Below are 25,896 nucleotides of genomic sequence, written 5' to 3'. Positions count from 1 at the left end.
GCGCGTGGCAGGCAAGCTCATGCATGACGTCCCCGTCCGGATTCCCGGGCCGGGCGCACGATCGCGGCTCAGCGCGGTGCCCCGGGTGTTCGCCACCGCGCTGGGCGTGATCGCCGCGCTGTGCGTCCTCTCGGCGGTGAGCGCCGCGCTGGGCCGGGGCTTCCAGCCCGTGCGGCAGTTCGTCGACGACGCCGTGTTCCCCGCCCCGCCCAACGTCGCCTACGGCCTGTTCCTCGCGGTGCTGGCGGGCGCGGTGGCCGGCCGCAAGCGGGCGGCGAGGACGATCTCGATCTGCCTGCTGCTGGCCCAGGCGGCGGCCAGCGGGCTGACCGGGTTGCTGGTGGCGCTGGACCCGGACGGCTTCCTGGTCGACGACGACGGGCAGCCGCTCGCGCTGCGCGGCTGGGACCTGTGGTCGCTCTGGCAGTCCTGCGCGGTCGCGGTCGTCGCGCTGGGGGTGCTCGTCGCCGCCAAGCGGGAGTTCTACGGGCGGACGCGGCCGGCCGCCCTGCGCAAGGCCGTGGTGCTGTTCGCCGGTCTGCTCGGGGTCTCCATCCTGCTCGGTGGCGCGCTGGTCCAGGTGTTCCCGGGCTCGCTGCGGTCGGCGGGCGACCGGTGGAGCTGGGCGGTCGAGACGGTCATCGGTGGCGCGATCCAGCTGGACATCACCCGGGTGGGTGACGCACCGGGCTGGGTCGCGCTGTCGGTGTCGCTGTTCGGCGTGGTTTCCCTGTTCGCCGCGCTGCTGTGGATGCTGCGCGCGCAGCGGATGACGTCGTTGCTGACGACCGAGGACGAGCTCGCCGTCCGGCGGTTGCTCGCCGCCCACGGTGAGCGCGATTCACTCGGCTACTTCGCCACCCGGCGGGACAAGGCCGTGGTGTTCGCGCCCTCGGGCGAGGCGGCGATCACCTACCGGGTCGTGGCCGGGGTGTGCCTGGCCAGTGGCGACCCGCTCGGCGCGCCGGACGCGTGGCAGCCCGCCATCGCGCGGTGGCTGGCGATGTGCGCCGAGTACACCTGGAGCCCGGCGGTGATGGGGGCCGGGGAAGAAGCCGCCGAGGCATACGTGCGGGCCGGGCTGAAGGCGATCGAACTCGGCGACGAAGCCATCCTCGACGTCGCCGGGTACACCCTGGCCGGGCCGGACATGCGCCCGGTGCGCCAGGCCGTCACCCGGATCGAGCGGGCCGGCTACACCGCACGCGTGCGCCGGCACGCCGACGTCCCGCCCGAGCAGCTCGCCGCCGCGGCCGCCCTGGCCGAGCGCTGGCGCGACACCGAGTCCGAACGCGGCTTCTCGATGGCGCTCGGCCGGCTGAACGATCCCACGGACGGGCAGTGCGTGCTGGTCGAAGCGCTCGACGCGGCCGGGAACGTCCGGGCGCTGCTGTCGTTCGTGCCCTGGGGCCGGACCGGGCTGTCCCTCGACCTCATGCGCCGCGACCGCGACGCCGACAACGGCCTGATGGAGTTCATGGTCAGCGCGCTGGCCGCCGGTGCGCCCGCGCTCGGTGTCCGGCGGGTGTCGTTGAACTTCGCGGTGTTCCGCGCGGTCTTCGAGGAAGGCGCGCGGATCGGCGCCGGCCCGGTCCTGCGGGCCTGGCGGCGGCTGCTGCTGTTCTTCTCCCGGTGGTGGCAGCTCGAATCGCTGTACCGGTCGAACGTCAAGTACCGCCCGCACTGGGAGCCGCGGTTCCTGATCTTCGGGGACCGGCACGACCTGGCGCGGGTCGGGCTCGCCTCCGCCATCGCCGAAGGCTTCCTCGGCGGTGGCTCGACCACGCCCGCGCACGACAGGGACCCGGCACTGCTGGCCGCGGTCCGCGACGCCGAGACGGCGGAGCGCATCGTCGACGACCGGCCGGTGCCCGCCTCCGAGCAGACCCGGATCCGGCTGGCCAAGCTGGACGAACTGCGGGCCCGCGGCGTCGATCCCTATCCCGTCCTGGTGCCCCGCGACACCACGCTCGCGGCGGTGGCGGCGCGCTTTCCGGACCTGGTTCCGGACACCCGCACGGGGGAGCGCGTCGCTGTCACCGGGCGGGTCATGCTGATGCGCGACCACGGCAAGCTGTGTTTCGCGACCCTGCGGGACTGGTCCGGCGACCTCCAGGTCATGCTCGCCGCACCGGACACCGCCGAGGACGCCCTGCGCGGCTGGCGGGCGGACGTCGACCTCGGCGACCACGTCGCGGTCCGCGGCGAGGTGATCACCTCCCGGCGTGGTGAGCTGTCGATCCTCGCCGAAAGCTGGACGCTGGCCGCGAAGTGCCTGCACCCGTTGCCCGACAAGCACTCCGGCCTCACCGACCCCGAAGCCCGCGTCCGGCAGCGCTACCTCGACCTGGTCGTCCGCCCGCGGTCCCGTGAGCTGCTGCGCGCTCGCGGCGCGGCGGTCCAGGCACTGCGGGCGACGTTGCTCGGCCGGGACTACCTCGAAGTCGAGACGCCGATGCTGCAGCCGGTGCACGGCGGCGCGAACGCCCGCCCGTTCGTCACCCACATCAACGCTTACGACATGCGGCTCTACCTGCGGATCGCCCCGGAGCTGTACCTGAAGCGGCTCTGCGTCGGGGGAGTGGAACGGGTTTTCGAGCTTGGCCGCACCTTCCGCAACGAAGGCGTGTCCTACAAGCACAATCCCGAGTTCACCATGCTGGAGGCGTACGAGGCCTACGCCGACTACACCGTCATGCGGGCGCGGTGCCGGCAGCTGATCAAGGCTGCCGCCTCCGCCATCCACGGCAGCGAAACGGCCGGAGAACTGGACCTCTCCGGCGACTGGCCGGTCGTGCCCGTCCACCAGGCCATCTCCGAAGCCCTCGGCGAGGAGATCACCAGCAGTACGCCGGAAGCCCGGCTGCGACAGCTGTGCGACGCCGCCGGGATCGTCCACAATCCACAGTGGACACGGGGTGCGGTCGTCCTCGAACTCTACGAACGCCTCGTCGAGGAGCAGACCACCGGACCGGTGTTCTACACCGACTTCCCCGCCGACGTCTCGCCGCTCACCCGCCCGCACCGCGACAACCCGGAACTGGCCGAACGCTGGGACCTCGTCATCAAGGGCACGGAGGTCGCCACCGCCTACTCCGAGCTCGTCGACCCGGTCGAGCAACGCCGCCGGCTCGTCGCCCAGTCGCTGCTCGCCGCGGGTGGCGATCCGGAGGCGATGGAAGTCGACGAAGACTTCCTCACCGCGCTCGAGTACGCCATGCCGCCCTCGGGCGGGCTCGGCCTGGGTGTCGACCGGCTCGTCATGCTGCTGACCGGCACCACGATCCGCGACACCCTCGCCTTCCCGCTGGTCCGGCCGGAATGACGACCGCCACTCACTGGTTGCGGAGCAGCCTGCCGCCGATCCACCAGCCGAGTTCGATCAGGACGATGCCCGCGGCGGCGCAGGCGAGTGCGGTGAGCGTGTGGCCGGTGTTGCCGGGGTCCAGCAGGAACAGCTTCCGCGTCACGGGCAGCACGAACATCAGGCCGGAGACCAGCACCATCGCCGCGACCAGGACGGCCTTCCACCACGTGTAGGGCCGGGCGACGATGCCCAGCACCCACAGGGCGAGCGCCATCAGCGTGATCAGGGCCGTGGTGCTCGCCTGCACCTGCGCGGCCTGGCTGGTGTCGCCGCCGGGGTGCACCAGGAGGTAGGCGGTGAAGGAGGCCGCGGCGATCACCACCCCGGACGGCACCGCCATCCGCAGCACCCGGCCCACGAACCCGCCGCGGGCGCGGTCGTTGTTCGGAGCCAGGGAGAGCACGAACGCGGGCAGGCCGATGGTGAACCAGCCGACGATGGTGACGTGCCGGGGCAGGAACGGGTAGGACACGGCCGTGAGGCCGATCAGGCCGGGAACCCCCACGATCAGGGCGAGCACCACCGAGTAGACCGTCTTGGTGAGGAACAGGTTGGCGACCCGCTCGATGTTCCCGATCACCCGCCGTCCCTCGCCCACGACGTGGGGGAGGGACGCGAACGCGTTGTCCAGCAGGACGATCTGGGCCACCGACCGGGTCGCCGGGCTGCCCGCCCCCATCGCGACGCCGACGTCGGCGTCCTTGAGGGCGAGGACGTCGTTGACGCCGTCGCCGGTCATCGCGACCGTGTGGCCCCGCGACTGCAGCGCGGCGACCATGGCCCGCTTCTGGGCGGGCGTGACCCGCCCGAACACCGTGCCGCGCTCCAGTTCGCCGGCCAGCGCACCGGGGTCCTCGGGCAGGGTCCGGGCATCGACCGGGGCCTCGGCCCCGGGCAGGGACAGGGATCGCGCGACCGCACCGACCGAGACGGCGTTGTCGCCGGAGATCACCTTGACGGCCACGCCCTGGGCGGCGAAGTAGTCCAAGGTCTCCTGGGCGTCCCCGCGGACCGTCTGCTCCAGGACCACCAGCGCGACCGGCGTCACCGCGCCCGGCGCCTCCGCGGCGTCGAGGCTGGTGGCGGCCCGGCCGAGCAGCAGCACCCGCAGGCCCTGCGCGCCGATCCGCTCCGCCTCCGCGCGCTCGGGCGAACCGGCGGCCAGCAGGACGTCGGGGGCGCCGAGCACCCAGTCGCCGTGTGCGCCGAAGCCCGCGCCGCTCCACTTGCGCGCCGACGAGAACGGCGCGACCGCCTCCGCGGTCCAGCCGGGCGCGGCCGGGCAGGCCTGGGCGATGGCGAGCAGGCTCGCGTTCGGGCGGGGGTCGGCGGCGGCCAGCGCGGCGAGCACGAGTTCGGGGGCGACGGCCGGCTCGCCGAGCGGCCGCACCTCGGAAAGCCGCATGGTGTTCTCGGTGAGCGTGCCGGTCTTGTCGGCGCACACGACGTCCACCCGCGCCAGGCCCTCGATCGCCGGCAGCTCGTTGACCAGGCACTGCCGCCGGCCCAGCCGGACCACGCCGACCGCGAAGGCGACCGAGGTCAGCAGGATCAGGCCTTCGGGCACCATCGGGACGAGCGCGGCCACCATGCCGCGCAGCGCGTCCGGCAGGGCCTGCGAGCCGGAGAGCTGGTTGTAGATCGACAGCGCCCCGGCCGGGATGAGCAGGTAGGTGATGACCTTCAGGATGGTGTTGATGCCGGCGCGCAGCTCCGAATCCGCGAGGGTGAACCGGCCGGCCTCCTCGGCGAGCTTGGCCGCGTACGCTTCGCGCCCGACCTTGGTCGCGCGGTAGGCGCCGGTGCCCGCCACCACGAAACTGCCGGACATGACCGGGTCACCCGGGTTCTTCACGATGGCGTCCGATTCGCCGGTGAGCAGCGACTCGTCCACCTCCAGGGCCTCGGCCGCCAGCACGGTGCCGTCGACCACGATCTGGTCGCCCGGCCCGACCTCGACCACGTCGTCGGCCACCACCTCGGCCGGCGCCAGTTCCCGGCTCACGCCGTCCCGGCGCACCCGCGGCCGGACCTGGCCGACGATCGCCAGCCGGTCCAGCGTCCGCTTCGCCCGCAGCTCCTGGACGATGCCGACGGCGCTGTTGGCCACGATCAGGCCGGCGAACAACCCGTCCAGCAGGTAACCGGTCGAGAAGATGATCACCGCCAGCACCGCGAAGATCGCGTTGATGCGGGTGAACACGTTGGACCGCACGATCTCGCCGGCGCTGCGGCTCACCCGGGCGGGTACGTCGTTGGTCCGGCCCTCGGCGACCCGCTCGGCCACCTCGGCGGCGGTCAGCCCGGTCGCGACGTCGTCGACGAGCAGGCGTGCATCCCCAGACATGGTCGCGACTCTACGCAACTTCGGACACATCCGGCCCGGCCGAGCCCACGAACGGGTGCGCACCCGGCCGGTGGCCGGGCCGACCGGCGGGGCGACATCCAGCCGGGTGGCGGGTTGTTCCGGACGCCCAGCGGCTGGGCGGCCCGGGGCGGGCGCACGACACTGGGAACAGACGGCGCGCCGCACTTTCGTCCCACTGCCCCGGAGGAGATTCCCATGTTCAATCGGATGCTGAGCCGCTTCGGCATCGGCGGCCCGTCCGTCGACACGGTGCTGGACTCGCCGCACGCCGTGCCCGGCGGGCCGGTCACCGGGCAGGTGCACGTCCAGGGCGGCACCGCGGACGCCGAGATCGGCCAGGTCGTGCTCTCGCTCGTCGCGCGGGACGAGGCGGAGCACGGCGGCGACGCGGAGATCTCCCGGCTCGTCGTGCAGCAGGGCCTGCGGGTGCCCGCGGGACAGCTGGTCTCGATCCCGTTCCGGCTGCCGCTGCCGTGGGAGACGCCCATCACCGGCGTCGGCGGCGCGGTCCTGCCCGGGATGAGCGTGGGGGTGCGTACCGACCTGCTCGTCGAGGGTGCCCCCGACAAGGGCGACCTCGACCCGGTGCTGGTCGGCCCGCTGCCTTCGCAGGACAAGGTGCTCGACGCGTTCGGCGCGCTCGGGTTCACCTTCCGCACCACCGGCATCGCGGCCGGGCCGCTGCCGGGCGTGGCGGGCGAGCTGGGATTCCACCAGGAGCTCGAGTTCTTCCCGCCGGCCCAGTACGCGGGCCGGCTGAGCCAGGTCACGGTGACCTTCGTGGCGAACGCGGCCGAGCTCCACGTGCTCCTGGACGCCGACAAGCGCGGCGACACGCCCGGCTACCTCCGGCTCACGCACGAGCAGGCGCAGCACACCGACTGGGCGACGCCGGTCGGCAGCTGGCTCGCCCAGGCCGCCGAGCGCGGTCCCGCATACCCGGCCTTCGGCGGCGCGCCCGGCTATGGCGGGCAGCAGGGGTACGACGACCAGCAAGGGCAGCAGCGGCGCGGGCCCGGGATGGGCGGCATGCTCGCCGCGGGCGCGGCCGGGCTGGCCGGCGGCATGGTCCTCGGGGGCGTCGCCGACGAGTTCTTCGGCGACGACGAAGGCTGACCTGCCGCGCACTCCGCTGCTGCGGCAGCACGAGCCCGCACTGCGCGGAGTGAACCGAAGACCCGCCGACGAACGGAACGCATGATCAGCCCACTGGACCTGTCGTTGATCTCCGGGCCGATCCCCGTCGTCGCCACCGTGGCCGGCGCGGTCGCGTTGCTCTCCCTGGCGGTCCGGAAGGACCGCCGGTGGTGGAGCAGGGTTCTCCCGGCCGTGGTGCTCGCGTGCGCGGTGGTCGTGGCCGGGGCGGTCTTCCTGGTCGACCACGTGTGGAAGCCGTGGCCGGAGCCGCTGCCCCCGGTCCTGGCGGTGTGGGCGGGCGCGACGCTGGTCGCCGCCTGCCTGGCGGTCGCGCGGCTGCGGTCCGGCCGGTGGTACCGGCGGGCCGGGCGGGTCCTGCTGGCGCTGGTCGTGCTGGCGAGCGCGGGCACGGCCGCGAACGCCTACTTCGGCTTCTACCCCACCTCGCGCGCGGCGCTCGAGGTGTTCGCGAACAACCGGGTCGGCCTCGACACGGCCGCGCGGCCGCCGTCGAGTGTGGTCGAAGTGCCGGCCGGCGGCAAGCTCGCCGACGTGTGGCGGAGGCCCGCGGACCTGCCGGAGAAGGGCACGGTGTCGGAAGCGGCGATCCCCGGGGCGTTCAGCGCCCGGCCGGCGTGGATCTACCTGCCGCCCGCGTACGCGGTGAACCCCCGGCCGCGGCTGCCGGTCCTGGTGCTGCTCGCGGGACAGCCGGGTTCGCCGCGTGACTGGTTCGACGCGGGCCGGCTCGCCGAGCGCCTGGACGCGTTCGCGCGGGCGCACGACGGGCTGGCGCCGATCGCGGTGGTGGCCGACCAGCTCGGCGCCCGGATGGCGAACCCGCTGTGCCTGGACTCGAAGCTGGGCCGGTCGGAGACGTACCTGGCCCGTGACGTGCCCACCTGGATCAAGCGGCGGCTGACGGTCGACGAGCGTCGCGAGGCCTGGACGATCGCGGGGCTTTCGCAGGGCGGCACGTGCGCGCTGCAGCTCGCCGTGCGCGCGCCGGACGTGTACGGGAACTTCGTCGACCTCACCGGGCAGCGCGAACCGTCGCTCGGCAGCAGGGCCGCGACGGTCAAGGCCGCGTTCGGCGGCGACGAGGCGGCGTTCACCCGCGTCAACCCGATGGACATCTTCGCCCGGCAGCGGTTCCCGGACACCGCCGGCGTGATCGTCGCCGGCCGTGACGACGCGGTCTACCGCCCGGCGGCGGCCGAGGTGTTCCAGGCCGGTCGCCGGGCCGGCCTGGACCTGCAGTGGAAGGAACTGCCGGGCGGGCACGACTGGACCGTGTGGCGTGCGGGCCTCTACGACTCCTTGCCCTGGCTCGCCGTGCGCACCGGACTGAGCCGATGACCACCACGAGCACCGGCCCGTCCGGGGAAACGAGCGGAATGAGTACACGATTGGGTGATTCGAAGGTCGGCCGCCTGATCCGGACCGCTCCGCTGACGTGCGTGTTCGTCATCGCGTTCTGGACCGTCGGTGCGCTGACCGGTGCGCTGGGCGAGCAGAACGACGAGGTGCTCGCCCGCGTCGGCGCCGGCACCGACAGTCCGGTGTGGACGGCGCTCTCGTCGGCGCTGTGGGCCATGGACCTGACGGGCTATGTGGCGACCACCGTGCTGCTGCTGGTGTTCGGCACGCTGGCCGAGCGCGAGTTCGGTGCCCTGCGCACGGCCGCGGTCTTCCTCGGCTCCCACGTCCTCGGCGTGTTCCTGGGGCTGGGTGTGGTCCTGCTCGGCAGTGACCTGCAGTCGACCTGGCTCGACTCGCTCCGGGGAGCGGTCGCGGCCGGCCCGTCGATCGGCGGGGTGGGGCTCGCGCTGGCGCTGTCGTTCCGGCTGCCGCCGTTGTGGCGCCGCCGCGTCCGGCTGGTGACCGTCCTGTCGGTGCTGGTGCTCACGCTGTACTCGGGGTGGCTGGAGGACCTGCTGCGGCTGTCCGGCGGCGTCGCCGGGCTGCTGATCGGCGCGGTGTTCCTGCGGGCCGGCGCGGTCCGCACGCCCCGGACCCTGGCGGAGAACCGCGTCCTCGTCGGGCTCGTGGTGGCGGCGTCGGCGCTCGGGCCGGTGGTGACGATGCTGTCGCCGTACCCGAACGGCCCGCTGTCGTGGTACTCGGATGTGGTGGCGGTCGCGCGGCCGGCGGCGGAGGACGTGACCTCGGCGTGCGCGTCCGGCGCGGCGGACCTGTGCCGCACGATGCTGATCCAGCTGTCCTACGGGCGGTTCCCGGCGTTGGTGATGTCGCTGCTCCCGGCGCTGCTGCTGCTCGTGCTCGCGGAAGGACTGCGGCGCGGGCGGCGGTTCGCCTGGTGGTCGGCGCTGACGTTCAGCGTGGGCCACGCGGCGGTCGTCGGGTGGTTCGTGGCGGATGCCGCGCGGCTACCCGCCGCCGGCGCGCTGGAAATCGCCTTCTCCTACGGCGTGCCCGTGCTGGCGCCGCTCGCCGTCACGGTCGTGCTGCTGGTGACGCGCCGGTACTTCACCGTGAAGCTGCCCCGGCACGCGATCACGAAGTTCTGGCAGTTCACATTGGGCAGCATCGGGGTGCTGTCGGCGCTGTACGTCCTCGGCGGCTCCTTGGTGCGCAACCAGTTCTCGCCCGAACCGGGGTTCGCCGGCCTGCTCGCCGACCTGCCGAAGCGGTTCCTGCCGCCGGGCTACCTGCTGGGGCTGATCTCGGCGGAGTTCCGGGCGGACGGGTTCGTCGGCACGCTGCTGTTCGAGTACACCGGCGTGGTGTTCTGGCTGATCGTGCTCACGGGCCTGCTGATGGCGTCGTGGCGCGCGTGGCCGTCCACGTCGGCGGCGGAAGCGGCGCACGCCCGCGACCTGATGCGGCGGTACGGCGGGTCGTCCCTGTCGTACATGACGACCTGGCACGGCAACCAGTACTGGTTCACCCCCGACGGCGAGACGGTGATCGCCTACCGCGTGGTGGCCACGATCGCCCTGACCGTCGGTGACCCGATCGGCGCCGAGCCGGCCGCGGCCGTGCGCGGGTTCGCCGCGTTCTGCCAGGAGAACGGCTGGACCCCGTGCCTCTACAGCATCACCGAGGAGACGCGGGACGCGGTGGGCCCGCTCGGCTGGTCGGCCGTGCAGGTCGCCGAGGACACGGTGGTCGAACTCGGCACGCTGAGCTTCACCGGCAAGAAGTGGCAGGACGTTCGCACGGCCCTGAACAAGGCGGCCAAAGCCGGCATCACGGCCGAGTGGTGCACCTACGCCGACGCGCCCCCCGCGATCACCGACCAGGTCCGCGCGATCTCGGCGGAATGGGTGGCGGACAAGGGCCTCCCCGAGATGGGCTTCACCCTGGGCGGCCTCCGCGAGCTCACCGGCGACGGCGTACGGTGCCTGCTCGCGATCGACGCCGACCGCACGGTCCACGGCGTCACCAGCTGGCTGCCGGTCTACGACAACGGCGAAGTCGTCGGCTACACGCTCGACTTCATGCGCCGCCGAGCGGGCGGCTTCCGCGGTTCGATGGAGTTCCTGATCGCCTCGGCGGCCCTGGAGCTGAAGACCGGCGGAATCCGGTTCCTCAGCCTGTCGGGCGCACCACTGGCCCGGCTGGACCGCGGGGAGCCCCAGCGCGCGCTGCAGCGGGTGCTGGACATGACCGGGCAGGTGCTGGAGCCGGTGTACGGGTTCCGTTCGCTGTTCGCGTTCAAGGCGAAGTTCCAGCCGAGCTACCGGCCGATGTACATGGCCTACCCGGACGCGGCCGCGCTGCCGCGGATCGCGAATGCGGTCGGGCGTGCGTATTTGCCGCAGGTGAAGGTGCAGGAAGGCTTCCGGCTTGCGGCGAAGATGATTACACGCGCGTGAGGGGAACGGCCGTCGCGGGCCGTTCCCCTCACGAGCGGCGCCGGGGAACGTCGTCCCCGGCGCCGGTTCACCACTGTTCGCCGTCGTCCCAGCCGCCCGGCTCGTCGGCGCCTGCCGGGGTGCCGTGGTGCTCGCCGGCGGTGGCTTCGTGGCCGCCGAATGCTCCGTTGATGCCCTGGACCAGCAGGGCGCCGCCGGCGACGCCGGCTGCCGCGGCTGCGGCGGTCTTCAGGAAGCCGCCGCCGGACCGGCCCTGCGGAGCGCCCGCCGGTGCGGCTTGGTCCCGGTTCTGGCCGAACATGCGGGACATGAACCCGCCGCTCCCGGCCTGCGCGGGCGGCGGCGCATAAGCGGGCGCGTAGCCGGGTGCCGGCGGGGCCCCGAAGGCCGGAGCCGCGGTCCCGTAGGCGGACGGTGGTGCCCCGAAAGCCGGCGCGGCGGCCGGGGCCGTCTGCAGTTCGGCGATCCGCGCCTGGGCCGTGCGCAGGGCGTCCTCCTGGACGAGGACGGCCTGGACCAGCAGGTAGAGCGCGTCCGGCTGGGCCTGGACGTACTGCGCGATCAGCTGCGCGGCCTCGGGGTCCTTCTGCACCGGCTGGGCCTGGCGCAGCCGGTCGGCCAGGCCGAGGATCAGCTCGCGGTCTTGGTTTTCCATGGGAGCTCCCTTCGTCGGTGTCCATGCTCGGCGCGGCCGCCGCGCGCGGACACCGGCGACCCGGCCCGAACTCCCCACCGACCGGCTGCCGACGTCCAGCCGACCGGCGGGGTACGGGTCGCCGGGCCCCGGATGGCGCACCGGCGCCGGGCGCGGCGAGACTGGTGCCCATGGTTCGCGTGATCGTGGTCGACGACGAGGAGCTGGTGCGCTCGGGCTTCCGCCTCATCCTGCAGGCGGCGGGTGACATCGAGGTGGTGGCGACCGTCACCGGCGCGGAGGCGGTGAAGGAGGTCAGCCTGCACGCGCCCGACGTCGTGCTGCTGGACATCCGGATGCCCGACGTCGACGGCCTGACCGTCCTGCGGCAGCTGCGCGGCCTGCGGACTCCGCCGGTCGTGGCGATGCTCACCACGTTCGACTCCGACGAGTACATCGCGACCGCGCTGCGTTCGGGCGCGGCCGGGTTCATCCTCAAGGACACCGCGCCCGAGCAGCTCGCCCAGCTGGTCCGCACCCTGGCGGCCGGGGGAGTGGTGCTCTCGCCGAAGGTCACCCGCACGGTCGTCGACGGCTACCTCGACTCCGGTGCGGGGTCGGCCGCGGCCACCCAGGTCGGCCGGCTCTCCGAGCGCGAGCGGGCGGTGCTCGTCCTCATCGCGGACGGACTGTCCAACACGGACATCGCGGGCCGGATCCACGTCAGCGTCGGCACCGTGAAGGACCACGTGTCCGCGATCCTGACCAAACTGGAGGTGGGCAGCCGGGTGCAGGCGGCGCTGGTGGCGCAGCGCGCGGGCCTGCTCGAGGGCACCGGGCCGTGAACCGGACGAAGGCGCTGCTCGCCGAAGCGGGCCTGATCGTCCTCGCCGCGCTGGACGCGGTGTTCAACCGGCCCACCGAGTACTGGGACATCGGCGTCGTCGTCCTGGCGGTCGGCGCGCTGCTGTTCCACCGGCGGTGGCCCGTTCTCGTGTTCGTGCTCACCCTGCCCGCGCTCGTCCTCGTCGGTTCCGTGCTCGCGACGCTCTTCGCGCTCTTCGCGGTCTCGGTGCGGTATTCGCACCGGGTGCTGCTCACCGCCTGCGGGCTCGTCGCCGCGGTGGGGTACTTCTTCCCGGGGCTGGAGTTCGCCTACTCGCGCACCGACATGGTGCTCACGGTCATCTACGCGACCATGACGGCGGCGGCCCCGATCTTCTTCGGCAGGCTCGTCCACGCCCAGCGGGAACTGGCGCTGCGGCTGGCGGACATCCGCGCCGCGCGCGAGCACGAACGCGTGCTGGACGCGCAGGCGATCCTGGCCGCCGAGCGCAACCAGCTCGCGCGTGAGATGCACGACGTCGTCTCGCACCAGGTCAGCCTGATCGCGGTCCAGGCGGGCGCGATGGGCGTCTCCACCCGCGACCCGGACATGAAGGCGGCGGCCGACAACGTCCGCAAGCTGTCCGTGGACACCCTCGACGAGCTCCGCCACATGGTCAACCTGCTCCGCGCGTCCGGCAGCCACACCACCGGGCTCACCCCGCAGCCGACACTGTCCGATTTGGACCGGCTGGTCGCCGGCAGCGGCATCGAGACCACCATGACGGGTGCCGCGCCCGAGGGCATCGACACCGCCGTCCAGCGCACGATCTACCGGACGATCCAGGAAGCGCTGACCAACGTCCGCAAGCACGCCCCGGGCAGCACCGCCACGGTCGACATCTCCCACGACGACACCGACCTCACGGTGACGGTCACCAACACCCCGCCGACCCGCCCGACGCTGGCGCTGCCCAGCGCCCACCACGGACTGGTCGGAATCCGCGAACGCGCCGCCCTCCTCGGCGGAACGGTCAAAGCCACCCCGACAACCGACGGCGGATTCCGGCTCGAGCTGCGCCTGCCTCGGACGAGCAGCCGCCGTTAGCGCTCGGCTGTCGTCGACGGCGGGCCGGGATGCGCCCCAATGTGGCGTTGGTTGCGTTGGACGCACCGAACGCCACATTGGGTGCGTTGGACGCACCCAATGCCACATTGGGGCGCTCGGCCCTCGATGCTCCGCGGCGGGCCGGAACCCACCGCGGAGCACCAACCTCATCGAAGGTGCTTCACCGGCTTGGTGGCGGCGTTGAGCAGGTACTCCAGCGGTCCACGACGGAAGAACCGCGACCAGACCCCGGCGAACACGATCGTGCCGAGGATGAACCAAAGCAGCGGCACCCAGGAATCCTGGGACTCGGGCCCGGTGGGCACCGACACCAGTGACGACACCACGAAGTGGCCGACGTAGGCCGTCAGGGACATGGTGCCCACCGCGATGACCGGGGTGGCCAGGCGGCGCAGCCGCGGCAGGCGGTCGACCGCCACCGTTGCGGCCACGATCACCGTGATCGCGACGCCCACGCAGCCGATGATGTCGAACGTCATTCCGCTGTGCGGCCCGGCCGTCAGCAGTGACCACGCCGATCCGGTGGCGTCGGCGCCGGAACCGGAACCGAACGACTTCGGTCCCGACGCCGGGCCTCCCTGCATCTCCGCGGCCTCCCGGACGCCGTCGAACAGCCGGCCCAGCAGCCAGGACGTTCCGTAGGCGAACACGATGAGGGCGGGCCCCAGCGCGGCCAGCCGCCGCCGGACACGGCCGTCGGTCAGGTCGAGGCGGCCCAGTGCCATGCCGGCGATCACGAACGCCATCCACGTCATCGCCGGGTAGAAGCCGGTGAGCAGGAGGTCCAGCACCCCCACGCCGCCGATCCGGTCGAGCGGGTCGTACGCCTTGAGGGCGGCCGTCACCGGCTCGGTCAGCAGCGTCCGCACGCCGAACGCCAGTGGCGGCATGGCGACCGCGAGCGCGGCCGCGATGATCGCCAGCGTCCTGGCCGGCAGCCGTACCAGGGGCAGGGCCAGCAGGAAGTACAGGCCGTAGAAGGCGAGGATCACCACGCCGCCGTAGGCCATCGCCATGACCGTGCCCAGCGCGAGCAGGATCCCGGCCCGGATCGCGATCCGGGCCTTCGCCTGTCGGCCGGCCAGGCCGGTCTTCGGCTCCAGGCGGCCGGCGATCAGCATCAGCGAGAAGCCGGCGAGGGTGGCGAAAAGGGCCGACGAACGGCCTTCCGCCAGCCCGCGCACCCAGGCGCCGACGCCGTCCACAGCGGACGCCGACGGTCCGATGTGGACGACGAACATGCCGAACACGGCGAGCGCGCGGGCCAGGTCGACGCCGACCAGCCGGGCCACCGAGTGGCGGGGCTCGGCAGCGTCGGGCGGGGGAGCGGTGTCCGGTGGTGGCTGCATCTGCGTCATACCGGAAGGGTCGCCGTCCGGCGGGGGCGCCCGCCATCCGGCAGGTTTCCGGAACCACCCCGCCGACCGGCGGGAACCGGCCGCTCACCGGGTGGCCCCGGCCGGCCGGTCGGTCGCCGGGTTCGGGCGGGCCGATAGTTACATCCGGCGGCGCCGGGCCGCGTGATCATGGAACGTCGAATTCATGAAGCACTCCCGCACGGCCATCTGGGTCTCGGCCGGGGCCGTGGCGGCGACCGGGGTCGTGGCGCTCGTCCTGCTCCTGCTCCCGGGCGCCGCCGGCAAACCCGAACAGCCGGACAGCACCGAGCTCGACCTGTCGGCCGACCTCGGGCAGTTCGCGCAGCGGATGTCGGCCGAGTCCGGCTACACGCCGCCGTCCCCCGCCGAGCGACGGGCGATCGGCGACGGCGTCCGGCTCGTGCTGGACGGAAAACCGCTCGACGCGAAGGAGACGCTGGCCGCCGTCGGCTACACGCTCCACAACCGAGTCGACACCGCCACCAAGCGGACCTTCTCCGAGGTGTCCGAAAGCACGGACTCCGCCCGCGGCTGGGGCCGGATCCTGATCGACACGGCCGACGCTGCTCGGCTGGCCATCGAAGTCCCTCACCCGAAGGCGGATCTGGGCAGCGAGCAGCTCGGCGCCGGCCTGTTCCGTCAGGTCCCCGGCTCGGTGCTCGTGATCGCCGGCGCGCACCGCCGGGCGGCGCCGGACAAGCAGGCCGACATGGCCCACACGAACGAAAGCGTATTCGAGACGGTGCACGAACTCCTGGTACAGCGCAAGGTTCCGGTGATGCAGCTGCACGGCTTCCGGAACGAAACGGCGCCGGACAGCGACGTGGTGGTTTCCGCGGGCCCCCACCTCCACAGCCCGTACGCGGAAAAGGCGGCACAGCGGCTCAAGGACGCCGGGCTCTCGGTGTGCCTGTCCTGGGTCACCGGCTGCGAAGGCCTGGAAGCCACCACCAACGTCCAGGCGAAGTGGGTCGCCGAACACGGCGGCGACTTCGTGCACGTCGAAGTGTCCCAGGACACCAGGTTCACGGCCGAAGCCAGCGAACGTGTCGTGTCCGCACTCGCGCGGCAGGCGGCCGGCCGATGAGCGAGCGGCGGATACCCGGCGTACGGGCGCCTTGGGCCACCGGGCTGGTGTTGTTCCTGGTACTGGCGACCAGCGCCGGGATCTTCATGTCCCGGCCGCGCGATGTCTCCCCGGTTCCCCAGTCCGTCCTCGACAGCAGGCGGGAAACCACGGTGGCGGCCGGGCAGGCCATCGCCCGGTCGCTCAACGGCGGCCTGAGCAGCCTGGCCGAGATCGCGACCGTCGTCGACGAATCGATGAGGCAGCGGAACCGGGCCCTGCTGATCCCGTTCAAGAGCCGGATCTGGAAGTCCCTCTACGTCATCGACCGGGCCAGTCGCGTGGTGGTGGCCCAAGTCGGGGAACCCGCACAGCCCGCGGTCCTCGGCGAGCCGATGCCGAGCGAGGCCGGCTCGCGGCTGGCCCAGGTCGGCACCGCCCAGCAGATCGTGCAGTACACCCCGGTCGGCAAGGCGGCCGACGCGAAGTACCTGCTGGTCGGGCACCTCGATCCGAACCGGTTCGGCGAGCTGCTCACGGTGGCCGGCGCGGACGGCGCCTGGCTGCTGGACAAGTCCGGCGCGGTGATCGCCGGCACCGGCAACCGCACGCCCCCGGACGGAGTCGTCGACCAGGGTATGGAGCCCGGCGAAGGTGCCTCCGGCAGCCGGGTCCAGCATGTCGCCGAGCGGACCGAGGTGACCGCCTGGGCCTCACTGGGCGGCAAGCGGCCTTCGAACGCACTCGGCTGGACCGTCGTGTCGAACCAGCCGACCACCGACACCGCCGCGCCCGGCGACGCTTCCCGCCGGCGTGGTGTCACGGTCGCCGCCGTGCTCGCCGCGCTCACCGCACTCGTCTTCGCGGCCCTCTACTTCGTACTGGTGCGCCCGATCCGGCTGCTCCGGCGGGTCGCCGAGGCGGCCGGACCGGACACGCCCAAGACGCCGAAGCACGGGGAAGCCGGACAGGTCGCGACGGCGTTCACCCGCGTCCGGTCCACCCGGCTCCCGCAAGAACCGACTGAGGAACGATGACCACACGCATTGGCCACCTGCGCACGCGGGTGTTTCCGCTGGCCCTGCTGACCTGGTCGCTCGGCGCCGCGGGCTTCCTCGGCGCCGCGGTCACCGTCGCGACCGCACCGTCCTCCTGGCTGGTCGACCCGATCCCCGAGAGCGTCGCGGCCGAACAGCAGACGCGCACCGCACTGGCCGCGCGCCAGCTGCAACGCTCGCTGGACAGCGGCGTGTCCGACCTGAACGCCGTCGCCGCGGGGATCCGGGTCCTCAAGGACGCCGAAACACCGTCGAAGCTGCTGACCCAGCTGATGGCCACGCGCGATCGGTACCGCGGGGTCGCCTACCTCGCGCCCACCGGCGAGGTCCGCGCCAAGGCCGGGGAGGACGTCGATGTCGCGGCGATCAAGACCGCCGACAAGCCGGCGCTCGCGGTCGGCCCGCCGCAGGGCGTCTCCCCGCGGGTGTTCGTCTCCGCACCCGTCACCGGCGAGCGGGCAGGCAGGCTGATCGCCGAGTTCAAGCCGAACGCGCTGATCAGGCCGCTGTCACTGGCGGGGCCGGGCAACACCCGGCTGCTGAACGCCGACCGCAAGGTCATCGGCGCGACCACCGGCTTCACTGCGTTCGAACCGCTGACCCGGCCGGACCTGGAGCAGGCCGCCAAGGATGCCGCGGGCGGGCCGGGCCACGCCCTGCGCGAGGTGGACGGCGAGCGGCACGCGCTCAGCTGGGCGCCGGTCACCAGCACCCAGCCGACCCGGCAGACCGGCCTCACGGTCGTCACCGACCGGCCGGAGGCCGCGCTGACGCTGCCCCACTCCGGTGAGAAACGCGAACTGATCCTCCTCGGGGCCGTCATCGCCGTGCTCACCGTCGTCGTCTTCGGCTGGCTCTACGTGGTGATCGTCAGCCCGCTGTCCGCGCTGGCGAAGGCGGCGGGACGCCTTGCGCGTGGCGACACCGGCGAACCGGTGATCGTCCGCCGCTACGACCACCTCGGCCTCGTCGCCCGCGACCTCGAACGGATCCGGCGCGATCTGGCCGGGAGGAACCGATGACCTTTCTGTACACGGTGTTCAGCCTCGCCCTCGTGGTGCTGCTCGTCGCGGGGGTCGTCGAGCAGCGCCGGCACCAGCGCAACCTCGACGCGATCCCCAGCCGGATCCTGGTCAACGGCATCCGCGGCAAGAGTTCGGTCACCCGGCTGTGCGCGGGAGCGTTGCGGGCCGGCGAACTGACCGTGGTCGCCAAGACCACCGGCACCGCGGCCCGGTTCATCCACCCCGACGCGACCGAGGAGCCGGTGCACCGCAAGTTCGGCATCGCCAACGTCGTCGAGCAGATCGGCATCGTCCGCCAGGCCGCCGCCGCGCAGCCGGACGTCCTGGTCATGGAATGCATGGCCGTCATGCCGCCGCTCCAGGAGATCAACCAGACCAAGCTCATCCAGTCCACCATCGGCGTGCTCAGCAACGTGCGCGAAGACCACCTCCAGGAAATGGGGCCCACCCTCGAGGACGTCGCCCGCTCGCTGTCCCGGTCGATGCCGGTCGGCGGCGTGTGCGTCACGGCCGAACGCGACCTGCTGCCCGTTCTCCAGGAGGAAGCGGACAAGCGGTCCTGCCGGCTGGTCGCCGTCGACGCCGACGACGTCACCGACAGCGAAATGGCCGGATTCCGCTACCACAGCTTCAAGGAGAATGTCGCCATTTCCCTCGAAGTCGCCCGGCTGCTGGGTGTTTCCCGGGAACAGGCGCTGAAAGGCATGTGGGACGCGCCTCCCGATCCCGGTGTCCTCACCGTGGAGTCCTACGACTTCGACGGCAAGTCGCTGCGCTTCGCCAACGTGTTCGCCGCCAACGATCCCCGCTCTACCGTGATGAACGTGCGGGAGCTCATCGAGCAGGGGCGGATCCCGGCACCCGTCTTCACCCTCGTCAACTGCCGGCCCGACCGCGTCGAACGCAACGGCCAGATGGGCGAGATCGTGTCCGAACTGGACACGGACAAGCTCTTCGTGATCGGCCACCCCACCAAGTCGGCGCTGGCCAAGGTCCCGGCCGGCTGGCGCGGTGAGGTCTTCGACCTCGGCGGCGCGAATCGTCCGGTCGACGAAATCCTGCGCACCATCCTCGACCAGATCGACCACGACGCGTCGCTCGTGGCGATCGGCAACATCCACGGCCAAGGAGAAAAACTGTTGCTCCACTTGAAGAAGGCGGGAGTGCCGTGCTGACCGCCACCGTGACGGCCGAGGTGGCCGTGCTGGGCATCGCCATCGGCCTGGTGTTCTCGCTCGGCTGCTACCTGCTGTCCAACCTGTCGCCCGGCGGGATGATCACGCCGGGCTGGCTCGCCCTCGCCCTCATCACCGACCCGCGCCGGCTGTGGATCATCGCCGCGGTCACCGTCGCCACCTACTTCGGCGCCCGGCTGCTGCAGAAGTTCGTGATCCTCTACGGAAAGCGGCTCTTCGCCGCGGTTCTGCTGCTCGGCGTGTTCCTGCAGCTCACCATCTTCCTCTTCCTGCTGCGGGACCACCCGTTCCTGTTCTCCCGCGGCACACTCGGCTTCATCGTGCCCGGCCTGATCGCCTACCAGTGCGTCCGCCAGCCGATCAAGGCGACCCTGGCCTCGACCGGCATCGTGACGCTGCTGGCCTACGTCGTCCTGCTGTCCGGCGTGCTGCTCAACCTGCTGCCGCACTCGTGAGCGTCGTACGCGATCATGGCCAGCTGGACCCGGTTGCCGCAGCCGAGCTTGACGAGCATCCGGCTGACGTGGGCTTTGACCGAGCCTTCGCTCATCTCGGAAGAGCGGGCGATTTCCGCGTTGGACAGGCCGTTCGCCAGCATGGTCAGGACGTGGCGCTCCCGGGCGCTCAGGACGGCCAGCCGGGCCCTGGCCCGCCCGGCGCGTTCCGGATCGTGCTCGGTGAACGTCTTCAGCAGCGAGCGAGTCACCTGGGGCGCCAGGAACGCGCCACCGGCGGCCAGCGCCCGCACGGCTTCGAGCAGGGCTCGCGGTGGCATGTCCTTGAGCAGGAAGCCGACGGCGCCCGACCGCAGTGCGCGGTGGACGTACCGGGCATTGCCGAAGGTGGTCAGCATGGCGACCGCCGTCGACGGCACGTGCCGGCACACCAGCTCCGCGGCCGACAACCCGTCGCCACCGGCCATGTGGATGTCGAGCAGTACAACGTCCGGCCGGTGGCGCCGCGTCAGCAGCAGCGCCTCGGTCCCGCTGCCCGCTTCCGCGACGACCTCGATGTCCTCCGCGGTCTCGAGCAAACCCCGGATGCCGGACCTGACCAGGGGTTCGTCGTCCGCGACGAGGACCGAGATCATGCGTTTCCCTCCTTCGTCAGCAGCACGGCGTGCACCGCGAACCCGCCGTCGCACCGGGATTCGATGCGCATCCCTGTCAGACGTGAGCATTCGACGAGTTCCGGGATGGACTTCAGGCGCGCGCCGACGGTGTACGCCGCGCACCACAGCACGGAGGGAAGGGCCGCCGCGGCGTCGAGGAGCAGCTCCCGTCCTCGCGAGCCCAGGTGGTGCCATCGTGCATCGTTTTTCTCAGGACTGGAAGCGGTCATGTCGGGGCGGGGCGCTCCTTCCGCGGCCGTCGTGCGAGAACTCGCGCGAACGCGATGGAGGGCCGCAGAGGCGGGGTGGTTCCGCGGCCCTCCACCACGGTGCTGACGAGGCGGGAACGTCGGGGCTGCCTCGTCCGTGGACCAGCCTGGCGCGCCTCGAAGCCGTCGGCCATCCGCCACCCGGCTGCCGCGGCCAGCCGGGTGGACGGAACCGCTCCACCCGGCAGTTCTTTTCCCGCTGTCCGTGTAATTTACAACGCCGGTGGCCCGTGAAATTTTCGGCGACATGTGCGGTCGTGAAAACAAAACCACTTTCTTGACGTTACGCACGACCGGGTGGTTCCGTGACGGTGACTCCGACTCCGGCGAAAGGGCTCGTGTCATGCGACGACACCTCCGGCGGCCGCGCCGTCGAGGCTTCACGCCGATGCTCGCGGCCGTTGCGGTGCTGCTCGCCCCCGCCGTGGGAACGGAGCCGGCCACGGCGGAGGCGGTTCCCGCCACCTCGGCGCGACAGGTCGACGGCGTCGCCGCGGGCAACGGCGCGATCGGGTCCGTCGACCTGGCCGGGACGTGGAGCTTCACCCCGGCGGGCCGGGCGACGACGTCGATCACCGTGCCCGGTGGTGGCTGGTACAAGCAGGGTTTCACCGATGTCAACGAAGCGGTGTACTCCCGGACTGTGACCGTGCCGGACTCCGGGCAGCCGCAGTCGGCGTGGATCGAGTTCGGTGCCGTCAACCACCAGGCGACGCTGTCGGTGGACGGGCGGGTGGTCGCCACCCGGACGACGGCCTTCACCCCGTCGAACTTCGACATCACCGCCTACGCCGCCCCCGGCACCACGCACACGATCAGCGTTGCGGTGAAGGGCCGCGGGGCCTTGCGCACCAGCGCGGGCAAGTACCTGGTCCCGGTGGCCGCCGACTGGTCGGAGGCCGTGCCGCAGGGGATCTTCCGCTCGGCGTTCCTGCGGACGTACCCGGCGGTGTACGTCAGCGACACCTTCGTCCGCACGTCGGTGGCGAACCAATCCCTCACCTACGACGTGTCCGTGACGAACACCTCCGCCGCCGCCCGGACGGTGACCCTCACCGGGGCGCTCGCCTCGGACGGCGGTGGCCCGTTCGCCTACCCGGCCCTGCCGAGCCGCGCGGTGAGCGTGCCCGCCCGCTCGACGGCCACGGTGACCGTCGGCCCGGTCGCGTGGACCCTCGGCACGGCTTCGTACTGGTGGCCGAACGTGCCCTACCGGCCGGGGTACCGGGCGCAGCTGCACCGGCTTTCGGTGCACGCGGTCACCGACGAAGGGCGCACCAGCGACACCGCGTACCGGTTCGGGTTCCGCGAAAGCAGGCAGAACGGCGAGTACTTCGAACTCAACGGCGTGCGCGTCAACTACCGCGGCGACAACCTCCAGGGCGCCGACTACGACCGGATCGACCACGGCGGCAAGGGCGACGCCTACGACACGCTGCCCGGCTTCCTCCCGCCGTCACCGGGCAATCCCGGCTGGCCGCAGGCGGTCGACAACTACCAGCGGCTGAACTTCAACGTCGTCCGGATCCACCAGGAACCCGCCAGCCCGTACATGCTCGACGTCGCCGACGAGCTGGGCCTGATGATCATCGACGAGAGCGGGGTCCGCGGCGGTGCGGAGGACTTCGTTGCCGGGCACGACAACATGGTCGGCCACGTCCGGGCGTTGACGCTGCGGGACCGCAACCACCCGGCGGTCGTCCGCTGGAGCCAGGCGAACGAACCGAGTTTCTCCAACGACTCCGAGCAGTTCGAGCAGGACCTGTACGCGGCGATGAACGGCGCTGACGGCACCCGCCCGATCAGCGTGGACGCCGCGCCCGGCGCCGACTCGCCCGGCCGGTACCCGAACATGAACTACCCCAACTTCGCGATTTTCGCGCACTACCTGGACGGCACCGGCCAGTACGGCGAGCGGGTGCCGTCGGTGACCGGCCGTCCCGACGGCGAAGGCGAGTACATCTGGCCGAAGTGCAACACCAAGCAGGGCTTCGAATGGTTCGCCACGGCGACGGCCGCCAAGCGCGGCAAGGGCGCCAACGACCTGCGTCCGTACACGCTGCTGTCCGCCTGGGCGAGTGTCATCCCCGGCGTGCGGACCACGGACTTCACGCCCGAAGAGGGCGGTCACCCGGTCTACGGCGCGGACAACCTCACCGACCCGTGGAGCAACCCGCAGTTCCAGCGGGTCCAGGCCGCGTTCAACCCGGTCGCCGCGATCGACCTGCCGTACTGGTCGGCGTCCGGTGTCTCCGACGCGGGCGGGTCGTTCCCGCTGCCGCAGGCGGTGCCGGGCTACGCCGCCAACAGCACGGTGACCCGGGCCGTCACCGTCTTCAACGACGACCTCACGGGTACGGCCGTGGACTTCGCCTGGAGCGCCCGGCTCGACAGCCCGACCGGCGCGGTGCTCGTCTCCGGCGGCTCGACCCTCGCCGTCCCGCTGGGCGCACGGGTGACCCAGCCCGTGTCGTTCACCGCCCCGGCCGCCGGCTCGCGGGTGTACCTCGTGCTGTCGACCGCGAAGGCCGGCACGACGACGTTCACCGACACGGTCGAGTACTTCACCCTGGGCGGCTCGAACACCGGCCCCGCGCCGGGCACCTACCGCGTCGTCAACCGCAACAGCGGCAAGCCGCTCGCCATCGCGGGCAACTCGACGGCCGACGGCGCCAAGGCGGTTCAGCAGACCGGAACCGCGACCTGGACGATCGCCACCATCGCGGGCGGGGCCTACACCTTGCGCAACACGGCGAGCGGCAAGGTCCTCGACGTCAACGGTTCCGCCACCACCGCCGGGCTACAGCTGCAGCAGTGGACGGCCAACGGCGGCACGAACCAGCAGTGGTACCTGCGCGCCACCGGCGACGGCTACTACACGATCGTCAGCCACGACAGCGGTTTGGTGGCCGACGTGTACGGCCAAGCGACCACCGACGGCGCGCAGGTCGTCCAGTGGACGGCCAACAACGGACCCAACCAGCAGTGGCAGCTGACTCCGGCGTGAGCACCCGGCGGCCCGAGGCACACCTGCTGCGGCTGCGGCAGTCAAAGTGCGAAGCTCGGACTGCCGATATGCGGCTACAGATCCCTGCCCACGCTTGATACGATCAAGGTGGGAGCGCTCCCAGGGTGCAGTCGAGCGGCCGGTTCCCCGGAAAACGGACCGCTCGTCCCTTCTCGGATGCTCGGAGGAACCCGGATGTCTCCCACCCGTCATGGAAAGCGGGCGGCCGTCGCCGCGGCGGTCACCCTTGTCAGTGCAGTAGCCACCGGAATCACCGTGGGCACCGCCCCCGCCCAGGCCGCCGCGGGCTGCCGGGTGACCTACCAGGTCGCGAGTCAGTGGCAGGGTGGCTTCACCGCGGACGTCGACGTCACCAACCTCGGCGATCCGGTCACCGGCTGGCAGCTGACCTGGTCGTTCGGCGCGGGCCAGCGGGTGACCCAGCTGTGGAACGGCACCGTCGCCCAGTCCGGCGCGCAGGTGACGGTCGGCAACGCCGGCTGGAACGGCACCCTCGGCGCCGGCGCGAGTGCCGGGCTCGGGTTCCTCGGCTCGTGGACCGGTGCCAACCCCGTTCCCACGGACTTCGCGCTCAACGGCACCCGGTGCAACGGCCCGACACCGACACCGACACCGACAACGACCACCACCACGCCGCCGGCGGACTCGCTCGCCCGGACGCACACCGTCGGCCGGGTCAAGGTCGCCGGGGATGTCGCGCAGTACACCTGGCCGGGCATCTACTTCGAAGGCCGGTTCCGCGGCACCGGTGTCGGCGTCGTGCTCAACGACGCCACCAACGACTACGACGTCCAGGTCGACGGCACCACGGTCGCCACCCTCGTCACGCCCGGCCGGACCACCTACCAGGTCCGGGGGCTGACCGATGCCGAACACCGCGTGCGGCTGGTCAAACGAACCGAAAGCCCGTGGGCCGCGGGGGAGTTCGGCGGCTTCGTCGCGTCACCCGGCGGCGAGATCCTCGCCAAGCCCGCCGCCCGCAGCCGGCAGATCGAGTTCATCGGCGACTCCCTGACCGCCGGCTACGGCAACCTCTCCACCACCCGGGACTGCTCGGGCAACGGCGGCATCGACCGCAACACCGACACCGACCTCAGCTACGGGGCGCTGACCGCGCGGGGCCTGGACGCCGACTACCAGATCAACGCCCAGTCCGGCCGGGGGATGGTCCGCAACTACAACGGCGGCGACCCGGGAACCGACTTCCGCACCGCCTACGACCGCACCCTGCAGAACGCCGCGGCCGACGTGTGGCACAACCCGGCCACCTGGCGGCCGCAGCTGGTCGTGGTCGCACTGGGCACCAACGACTTCAGCACGGCCATCAACCCCGGCGAACCGTGGACCCCCGACAGCCTGGTCGCCGCCTACCAGAGCGCCTACCAGGGCTTCCTCGGCAAGCTCCGTGCCCAGTACGGCGCCGAGGCGATCATCGTGGTGGGGGCGACGAACCTGTACGCCCAGCCGGCGCAGCAGGTCGTCACCGACCGCAACGCCCGCGGCGACAGCCGGGTCCGCTTCTGGAACTTCGACGACCCCGGCCTGGACCACCTCGGCTGCGACTGGCACTTCTCCCTCGCCGACCACCGCCTCATCTCCGGCTCGCTCGCCCGCTACGTCGCCGGCCTCCCGCTGACCTGGTAGCTGCCGAGGCGACGGGTGCTCACGGCCACGTCGTCGAGCCGGACGTCGTAGGCGGCGGGGGCCGGGTCGGGTTGGTAGAGCTGCCAGCCGAGCTTGAGGGTGGTGAAGTCGGGGAAGACGAAGTCGCCGGGTGCTCCGCCGTGGTGCCCGGTCGAGACCGTGAGGGCGGTCTGTTCGACGCCGTCGAGGTAGACCGTGACGCGGTTGTCGGTGGCGTCGAGGTGGAACTCCACGCAGCGCCAGCGTGCGGCGACGGCGGGGGCGGAGGTCTGCCAGGCAGTCCAGTCGCCGGTGGGGCCCAGGTCGGATCCGACGCCGTAGAAGTTCGCGCGGGAGGTGGGGACGTACTGGCCGCCGAGGGGGCGGACCAGGGTCGGGGAGCCGGCCCCGGAGGCTTCCGCGATGGTCCAGTGCGCCCAGTCCGGGGCCGTGGGGAATTCCGCCACACGGACGCGCAGGCGTACCCAGAAGCTGTTGCCGGGCGGGTTCAGCGCGGGGAGCACGAGGAAGGCGCGGCCGTTGCCGGTGGTGCGGAGGTGGAGTTCCCGGCCGTGCCCGGTCCTGCTCGGTTCGACGGTCAGGCTGCCGCCGTCGGCGTCGGTGGTCCAGCCGGGGCCGGCGGTGACCGGACCGAGCGGCAGGTGGTCGAAGTTCTCCCGGAAGAGGGTACGTTCGTGCGCGGACGCGGTGGCGGGGGCGGCCAGCAGGGCGGCGGCGAGGAGTGCGGTCACTGCGGATCTTCTCAAGCGGATCACGCCTCTCGTGGCGGGGCGGGCTTTCCGGGCGACGACGATCTTGCCGAACCGCCGCCGGTGGCG

At 72.1% G+C, this 25,896-nt stretch carries 19 protein-coding genes; 13 read left to right on the top strand and 6 right to left on the bottom strand.

The genetic code is table 11. The features are described 5' to 3' along the window. The first annotated feature begins 19 nt into the window (after positions 1-19). Positions 20-3,325: a bifunctional lysylphosphatidylglycerol synthetase/lysine--tRNA ligase LysX gene (gene lysX / locus BLW76_RS31250; protein ID WP_091320106.1), complete on the top strand. Its 3,306-nt coding sequence runs from the start codon at positions 20-22 to the stop codon at positions 3,323-3,325. Positions 3,326-3,335: 10 nt separating this feature from the next. Here the strand turns inward: lysX and BLW76_RS31245 are convergent, their stop codons facing one another. Next, positions 3,336-5,714 (bottom strand): HAD-IC family P-type ATPase, encoded by a 2,379-nt coding sequence (locus BLW76_RS31245; RefSeq protein WP_091314145.1) that lies wholly within the window; start codon positions 5,712-5,714, stop codon positions 3,336-3,338. Positions 5,715-5,930: 216 nt separating this feature from the next. Between BLW76_RS31245 and BLW76_RS31240 the strand changes: the two genes are divergently transcribed. The 3 genes from BLW76_RS31240 (at position 5,931) to BLW76_RS31230 (ending at position 10,714) form a co-directional block, all read left to right on the top strand. Then, positions 5,931-6,851, top strand: coding sequence for a sporulation protein (locus BLW76_RS31240; protein ID WP_091314142.1), 921 nt, complete (start codon positions 5,931-5,933; stop codon positions 6,849-6,851). 81 nt (positions 6,852-6,932) lie between these two features. Continuing rightward, on the top strand, positions 6,933-8,231 hold the full coding sequence (locus BLW76_RS31235) for an alpha/beta hydrolase (RefSeq protein ID WP_091314139.1): 1,299 nt from the start codon (positions 6,933-6,935) through the stop codon (positions 8,229-8,231). Positions 8,232-8,281: 50 nt separating this feature from the next. Continuing rightward, a complete protein-coding gene (locus tag BLW76_RS31230) occupies positions 8,282-10,714 on the top strand; it encodes a DUF2156 domain-containing protein (RefSeq protein ID WP_208613427.1) in 2,433 nt (810 codons plus the stop codon). Between the two features lie 67 nt (positions 10,715-10,781). Here BLW76_RS31230 and BLW76_RS31225 read toward each other — a convergent pair whose 3' ends face one another. Beyond that, positions 10,782-11,369, bottom strand: coding sequence for a DUF2076 domain-containing protein (locus tag BLW76_RS31225; protein ID WP_091314135.1), 588 nt, complete (start codon positions 11,367-11,369; stop codon positions 10,782-10,784). A 170-nt stretch (positions 11,370-11,539) separates the two neighbouring features. On the opposite strand from BLW76_RS31225, the gene BLW76_RS31220 reads away from it, so the two are divergent. After that, complete coding sequence (locus tag BLW76_RS31220) at positions 11,540-12,193, top strand: response regulator (RefSeq protein ID WP_091314132.1); 654 nt, start codon at positions 11,540-11,542, stop codon at positions 12,191-12,193. Further along, a complete protein-coding gene (locus tag BLW76_RS31215) occupies positions 12,190-13,281 on the top strand; it encodes a sensor histidine kinase (RefSeq protein WP_091314129.1) in 1,092 nt (363 codons plus the stop codon). Before BLW76_RS31220 ends, BLW76_RS31215 begins: the two co-directional genes overlap by 4 nt. Before the next feature lie 167 nt (positions 13,282-13,448). Here BLW76_RS31215 and BLW76_RS31210 read toward each other — a convergent pair whose 3' ends face one another. Continuing rightward, entirely contained in the window at positions 13,449-14,660 is a 1,212-nt protein-coding gene (locus BLW76_RS31210; RefSeq protein ID WP_208613426.1) for a DUF418 domain-containing protein, read from the bottom strand. A gap of 184 nt (positions 14,661-14,844) precedes the next feature. Here BLW76_RS31210 and BLW76_RS31205 point away from each other — a divergent pair, with 184 nt between their 5' ends. The 5 genes from BLW76_RS31205 to BLW76_RS31185 are packed head-to-tail and all read left to right on the top strand — an operon-like array spanning position 14,845 to position 19,481. Beyond that, positions 14,845-15,768 (top strand): hypothetical protein, encoded by a 924-nt coding sequence (locus tag BLW76_RS31205; protein WP_091314125.1) that lies wholly within the window; start codon positions 14,845-14,847, stop codon positions 15,766-15,768. Further along, the gene (locus BLW76_RS31200) at positions 15,765-16,784 is read left to right on the top strand and encodes a hypothetical protein (RefSeq protein ID WP_143060715.1); all 1,020 of its coding nucleotides are present in this window, start codon (positions 15,765-15,767) and stop codon (positions 16,782-16,784) included. The genes BLW76_RS31205 and BLW76_RS31200 overlap by 4 nt, the downstream gene beginning before the upstream one ends. Continuing rightward, complete coding sequence (locus BLW76_RS31195; RefSeq protein WP_091314120.1) at positions 16,781-17,827, top strand: cache domain-containing protein; 1,047 nt, start codon at positions 16,781-16,783, stop codon at positions 17,825-17,827. The genes BLW76_RS31200 and BLW76_RS31195 overlap by 4 nt, the downstream gene beginning before the upstream one ends. After that, the gene (pgsB, locus tag BLW76_RS31190; RefSeq protein WP_091314117.1) at positions 17,824-19,005 is read left to right on the top strand and encodes a poly-gamma-glutamate synthase PgsB; all 1,182 of its coding nucleotides are present in this window, start codon (positions 17,824-17,826) and stop codon (positions 19,003-19,005) included. The genes BLW76_RS31195 and pgsB overlap by 4 nt, the downstream gene beginning before the upstream one ends. Further along, positions 18,999-19,481 (top strand): poly-gamma-glutamate biosynthesis protein PgsC/CapC, encoded by a 483-nt coding sequence (locus tag BLW76_RS31185; protein ID WP_091314115.1) that lies wholly within the window; start codon positions 18,999-19,001, stop codon positions 19,479-19,481. The genes pgsB and BLW76_RS31185 overlap by 7 nt, the downstream gene beginning before the upstream one ends. Here BLW76_RS31185 and BLW76_RS31180 read toward each other — a convergent pair. Beyond that, entirely contained in the window at positions 19,430-20,116 is a 687-nt protein-coding gene (locus tag BLW76_RS31180; protein WP_091314113.1) for a response regulator transcription factor, read from the bottom strand. The genes BLW76_RS31185 and BLW76_RS31180 overlap by 52 nt on opposite strands. Next, positions 20,113-20,367 (bottom strand): hypothetical protein, encoded by a 255-nt coding sequence (locus BLW76_RS48000; protein WP_143060714.1) that lies wholly within the window; start codon positions 20,365-20,367, stop codon positions 20,113-20,115. Before BLW76_RS48000 ends, BLW76_RS31180 begins: the two co-directional genes overlap by 4 nt. A gap of 382 nt (positions 20,368-20,749) precedes the next feature. On the opposite strand from BLW76_RS48000, the gene BLW76_RS31175 reads away from it, so the two are divergent. Together BLW76_RS31175 and BLW76_RS31170 are read left to right on the top strand one after the other, a co-directional pair. Then, complete coding sequence (locus BLW76_RS31175) at positions 20,750-23,413, top strand: RICIN domain-containing protein (protein ID WP_091314110.1); 2,664 nt, start codon at positions 20,750-20,752, stop codon at positions 23,411-23,413. Positions 23,414-23,689: 276 nt separating this feature from the next. Further along, positions 23,690-25,078: a cellulose binding domain-containing protein gene (locus BLW76_RS31170; RefSeq protein WP_244170401.1), complete on the top strand. Its 1,389-nt coding sequence runs from the start codon at positions 23,690-23,692 to the stop codon at positions 25,076-25,078. Here BLW76_RS31170 and BLW76_RS31165 read toward each other — a convergent pair. Beyond that, the gene (locus tag BLW76_RS31165) at positions 25,048-25,809 is read right to left on the bottom strand and encodes a hypothetical protein (protein ID WP_208613425.1); all 762 of its coding nucleotides are present in this window, start codon (positions 25,807-25,809) and stop codon (positions 25,048-25,050) included. The genes BLW76_RS31170 and BLW76_RS31165 overlap by 31 nt on opposite strands. Between the last annotated feature and the right edge of the window lie 87 nt (positions 25,810-25,896).

Source organism: Amycolatopsis tolypomycina (assembly GCF_900105945.1).
Taxonomy (GTDB): domain Bacteria; phylum Actinomycetota; class Actinomycetes; order Mycobacteriales; family Pseudonocardiaceae; genus Amycolatopsis; species Amycolatopsis tolypomycina.
Note: the sequence above shows the minus strand (reverse complement) of the source record. Positions and strands in the feature narration are given on the sequence as shown.